Raw genomic sequence first — 4,693 nt, 5'->3', positions numbered from 1 at the left:
GTGGTAGACCTATCGAGACGACGCCTATTTTCTAGGCGAAAAGTAGATTCAAGCCAAATTCGATTGCCTTGGATTAAAAGTCTAGAAAGCTTCGCAGATGATTGTACACGTTGTGGTAAATGCATCGAAAGTTGCGAGACACACATCATCATTGTCGGCGACGGTGGTTTTCCTACTGTCGACTTCTCAAAAGACGAATGTACATTCTGTTATCAATGTGCAGACGTTTGTCCAGAGCCAATTTTTAAACCCGAGGAAGAAACGCCTTGGCTGGCAAAAGCAACTATCTCTGATAAATGCTTGGCCCAACAAAATGTTGAATGCCGAAGCTGTGGTGACATGTGTGAACCTATGGCGATTCAATTTCAACTTAGAGCAGGCAGTGTTGCTCTACCAAAAATCGAGTTAGATGAGTGTAGCGGTTGTGGAGCCTGCGTAGCAGTTTGCCCTACTTCGGCTATTCTTGTGAGTAATGCATAAAACAAAAATAACGAGAGCAATTTATGGCACTAAATGAAGTGCATATATCAAGTTTAGTCGTGCATGTGAGCCCAGAGCATCTAGACGAGATCAAAGCACAAATCGAGCAATACGATAATGCGGAAATCTACGGCAGTAGCCCTGAAGGCAAAATCATCGTGGTCCTAGAAACCGAGAACCAAGGTTTTGTTACGGACACCATCGAAGAAATTAATAATATTACGAACGTTTTAGGGACAGCTTTGGTTTATCACCAAATCGAGACTGGACTAGACGAAACGGATTTAGAAACTGGAAGCAACAATTCTCAACTTGAGGGTGAAGTATGAAAATGACAAGACGCGCGTTTGTGAAAGCAAACGCAGCTGCATCAGCGGCAGCCGTTGCAGGTGTAACTCTACCAGCAACAGCAACCAACCTGATTGCTAGCTCTGATCAAACAAAAATCACGTGGGATAAAGCGCCTTGTCGTTTTTGTGGTACGGGCTGTTCGGTACTAGTTGGTACTCAAAACGGTAAAGTGGTCGCGACTCAAGGCGACCCAGAAGCACCTGTAAACAAAGGCCTTAACTGTATTAAAGGCTACTTCCTTTCAAAAATCATGTACGGTAAAGACCGTCTTGAACAGCCTCTTCTTCGTATGAAAGATGGTGAGTTCCACAAAGATGGTGATTTTGCACCAGTATCTTGGGACAAAGCTTTCGACGTAATGGCTGAGAAATGGAAAGCCGCTCTGAAGAAGAACGGTCCAACAGGCGTTGGTATGTTCGGTTCCGGCCAGTGGACAGTAATGGAAGGCTACGCAGCGGTTAAGCTGATGAAAGCGGGCTTCCGTTCAAACAACATCGATCCAAATGCTCGTCACTGTATGGCATCTGCGGTAGGTGCATTCATGCGTACTTTCGGTATCGATGAGCCAATGGGTTGTTACGATGACTTTGAACACGCAGATGCATTCGTACTGTGGGGTTCAAACATGGCAGAAATGCACCCAGTACTATGGACTCGTATTACAGACCGTCGTCTAAGCCACCCACACGTTAAAGTAAACGTACTGTCTACTTACTACCACCGTTCTTTCGAGCTTGCAGACACAGGTTACATCTTCGAACCTCAATCAGATCTAGCGATTGCTAACTTCATCGCTAACTACATCATTCAAAACGATGCGGTGAACTGGGAATTCGTGAACAAACACACGAACTTCAAGCAAGCAACAACAGACATCGGTTACGGCCTTCGTGACAATGACCCACTACAGAAAGCCGCTGCGAACCCTAACTCAGGTAAAATGACTGATATCAGCTTCGAAGACTACAAAGCTTCTGTTGCTGAATACACCGTTGAAAAAGCATCTGAAATGTCAGGTGTATCTCAAGATGACCTTATCAAGCTGGCTAAGCAATACGCAGATCCAAACATCAAAGTAATGTCACTTTGGACTATGGGTATGAACCAACATACTCGTGGTGTATGGATGAACAGCCTTGTGTACAACATCCACCTTCTTACAGGTAAGATTTCTACTCCAGGTAACAGCCCATTCTCACTTACTGGCCAACCATCTGCATGTGGTACAGCTCGTGAAGTAGGTACGTTCTCTCACCGTCTACCGGCAGATATGGTGGTTGCTAACCCTAAACACCGTAAGATTGCAGAAGACATCTGGAAGCTTCCAGAAGGCACTATCCCACCTAAACCGGGTAAACACGCTGTTGCGCAAGACCGTGCGTTAAAAGATGGTACGATCAACGCGTACTGGGTAATGTGTAACAACAACATGCAAGCTGGTCCAAATATCAACACTGAACGTCTACCAGGTTACCGTAACCCAGACAACTTCATTGTATGTTCTGACCCGTACCCAACAGCAACAGCTCAAGCTTCTGACCTTATCCTTCCAACAGCAATGTGGATTGAAAAAGAAGGTGCTTACGGTAACGCTGAGCGTCGTACACAAGCATGGTACCAACAAGTTAAAACCGTAGGTGAAGCAAAGTCTGACCTATGGCAAATCATGGAGTTCTCTAAACGCTTCACTGTTGAAGAAGTTTGGGGCGAAGAGCTTCTAGCTAAAGCACCTGAGTATCGTGGTAAAACCATGTACGACGTGCTGTACAAAAACGGCAACGTTGATGCATTCCCACTGTCTGAAGCACAAGAGCTTAACGACGATGCTCAAGCTCAAGGTTTCTACGTTCAAAAAGGTCTATTCGAAGAATACGCAGCCTTTGGTCGCGATCACGGTCACGATTTAGCACCTTACGACACTTACCACAAAGTCCGTGGCCTACGTTGGCCTGTTGTTGACGGTAAAGAAACACTGTGGCGCTTTAAAGAAGGTTCAGATCCATACGCTAAGAAAGGTTCTGGTTGGGATTTCTACGGTAAACCAGATGGTAAAGCTCTTATCATCAATGCTCCTTACGAAGCACCACCAGAAGTGCCAAGCGACGAATACGACATGTGGTTATGTACAGGTCGTGTTCTTGAGCACTGGCACACAGGTACTATGACTCGTCGTGTACCAGAACTTTACAAAGCAGTACCGGATGCACTTTGTTACATCCACCCTGCTGACGCTAAAGCTCGTGGCCTTCGCCGTGGTGATGAAGTTCTTATCGAAAACAAACGTGGTGAAGTACGCGTTCGTGTTGAAACTCGTGGTCGTAACCGTCCACCACAAGGCTTGGTATTCGTACCATTCTTTGATGCAAGAATTCTGATCAACAAGTTGATCTTGGATGCAACGGATCCTCTGTCTAAGCAGACGGATTACAAGAAGTGTCCAGTTAAGATCACTAAGGTTTCTTAAGAGCCAAGCGCTTTTCGAACCTAGATACAAGATCTAACGTATTTAATATTGCGACTACTTTTTTCATCACTTTTTGAAGGAAGTAGTCCACTCAAAGAATTAGCCTTTAGGCGGAGAAATTAACCATGAAAAAACTGATTACTGCCCTACTATCAGCTGGTCTTTTGCTAGCTGGTGCAGTTCAAGCTCAAGCTGAGCTGGATAACCCAGGCGGCATTGGTGGCGTAGAATCTCTACGTGGTGCAAGTGAACTTGAAGCAACTCGCGCAGCAGATGACTTCAAAAAGTTTCCTCGTGACCAAGTACTTGAGAGTGACTACGTATACCAACCACCTTTAGTGCCTCATACTATTCGTAGCTATGAAGTGTCTCTTAACGCTAACAAGTGTCTTGCTTGTCATAGCTGGAAAAACGCAAAAGAAATGGGTGCAACTAAAGTGAGTGTAACTCACTACATGAACCGCGAAGATGCGGTACTTGCTGATGTTTCACCTCGTCGTTACTTCTGTCTACAGTGTCACGTACCTCAAGCTAATGCTAAACCGCTAGTTGAGAACGAGTTCAAACCTGTAGATTCACTGCGTTAATCGTAGCCGGACTGTAAGAGAGGCTATATATGATAAAATTACTTAAAGCGTTTTGGAAAAGACTCGCGACACCAAGTAAAGCAGCGGTAGGCGTTGTTTTATTCTTGGGTTTCTCGGGTGGTCTTTTGTTCTGGGGTGCATTCAACACAGGTATGGAAGCAACCAATACGGAAGAGTTCTGTTCTGGTTGTCACGCACCTATCGTTGCTGAAATCCAAGAAACAATTCACTACTCTAACCGTTCTGGTGTTCGTGCTATCTGTTCAGACTGTCACGTACCTCATGAGTGGACAGATAAAATTGTTCGTAAGGTTCAGGCTTCTAAAGAGCTATACGCACACTTTATTGCGAAAACCATCAATACTGAAGAAAAGTTCAAAGCACGTCGTGCTCACTTAGCAGAACGCGAATGGGCTCGATTGAAAAAGAATGATTCACTTGAGTGTCGTAACTGTCACCAGTTCGATTACATGGACTTCTCAGAGCAGAGCCCTCGTAGTGCGAAACAACACTCGACAGCGCTAGCTTCTGGTGAAAAAACGTGTGTAGACTGTCACAAAGGTATCGCACACAAACTACCAGACATGCACGGCGTTGAAGGCTGGCAATAAGGAGCGATTGAATGAGTACTTTAGAGAACGTAATTTGGCACATCCTAGGTTACAGCGCTATGCCAGTTATCATTCTTGGTGGCTTTGCAGGTGTTGCAGCCGTATCTCTTTGGCTTTTATCTATGACTAAAGACAAAGAAATCGATTAGAAATCGAAGAGTACGTCAACTTTTATCAGCTAATTTTAATCCATTCTGATA

6 protein-coding genes are annotated in these 4,693 nt (G+C 44.8%); all 6 read left to right on the top strand.

All coding sequences use genetic code 11. The features are described from left to right. Window positions 1-480, top strand: coding sequence for a ferredoxin-type protein NapF (gene napF / locus AB4496_RS13830; RefSeq protein WP_017097479.1), 480 nt, complete (start codon window positions 1-3; stop codon window positions 478-480). Between the two features lie 23 nt (window positions 481-503). Beyond that, window positions 504-809, top strand: coding sequence for a chaperone NapD (locus tag AB4496_RS13825; protein WP_009845453.1), 306 nt, complete (start codon window positions 504-506; stop codon window positions 807-809). Beyond that, window positions 806-3,295: a periplasmic nitrate reductase subunit alpha gene (gene napA, locus AB4496_RS13820; protein WP_009845454.1), complete on the top strand. Its 2,490-nt coding sequence runs from the start codon at window positions 806-808 to the stop codon at window positions 3,293-3,295. Before AB4496_RS13825 ends, napA begins: the two co-directional genes overlap by 4 nt. A gap of 125 nt (window positions 3,296-3,420) precedes the next feature. After that, the gene (locus AB4496_RS13815; protein ID WP_009845455.1) at window positions 3,421-3,882 is read left to right on the top strand and encodes a nitrate reductase cytochrome c-type subunit; all 462 of its coding nucleotides are present in this window, start codon (window positions 3,421-3,423) and stop codon (window positions 3,880-3,882) included. A gap of 29 nt (window positions 3,883-3,911) precedes the next feature. Beyond that, complete coding sequence (locus AB4496_RS13810; protein ID WP_009845456.1) at window positions 3,912-4,493, top strand: NapC/NirT family cytochrome c; 582 nt, start codon at window positions 3,912-3,914, stop codon at window positions 4,491-4,493. Window positions 4,494-4,504: 11 nt separating this feature from the next. Continuing rightward, complete coding sequence (locus AB4496_RS13805; protein WP_009845457.1) at window positions 4,505-4,642, top strand: TIGR02808 family protein; 138 nt, start codon at window positions 4,505-4,507, stop codon at window positions 4,640-4,642. Window positions 4,643-4,693 lie beyond the last annotated feature (51 nt).

This window comes from Vibrio sp. 10N.222.46.A1 (genome assembly GCF_041473595.1).
Classification (GTDB): Bacteria; Pseudomonadota; Gammaproteobacteria; order Enterobacterales; family Vibrionaceae; genus Vibrio; species Vibrio tasmaniensis_A.
The sequence above is the reverse complement of the archived record's forward strand: the minus strand, read 5'-3'. Positions and strand labels throughout refer to the sequence as shown.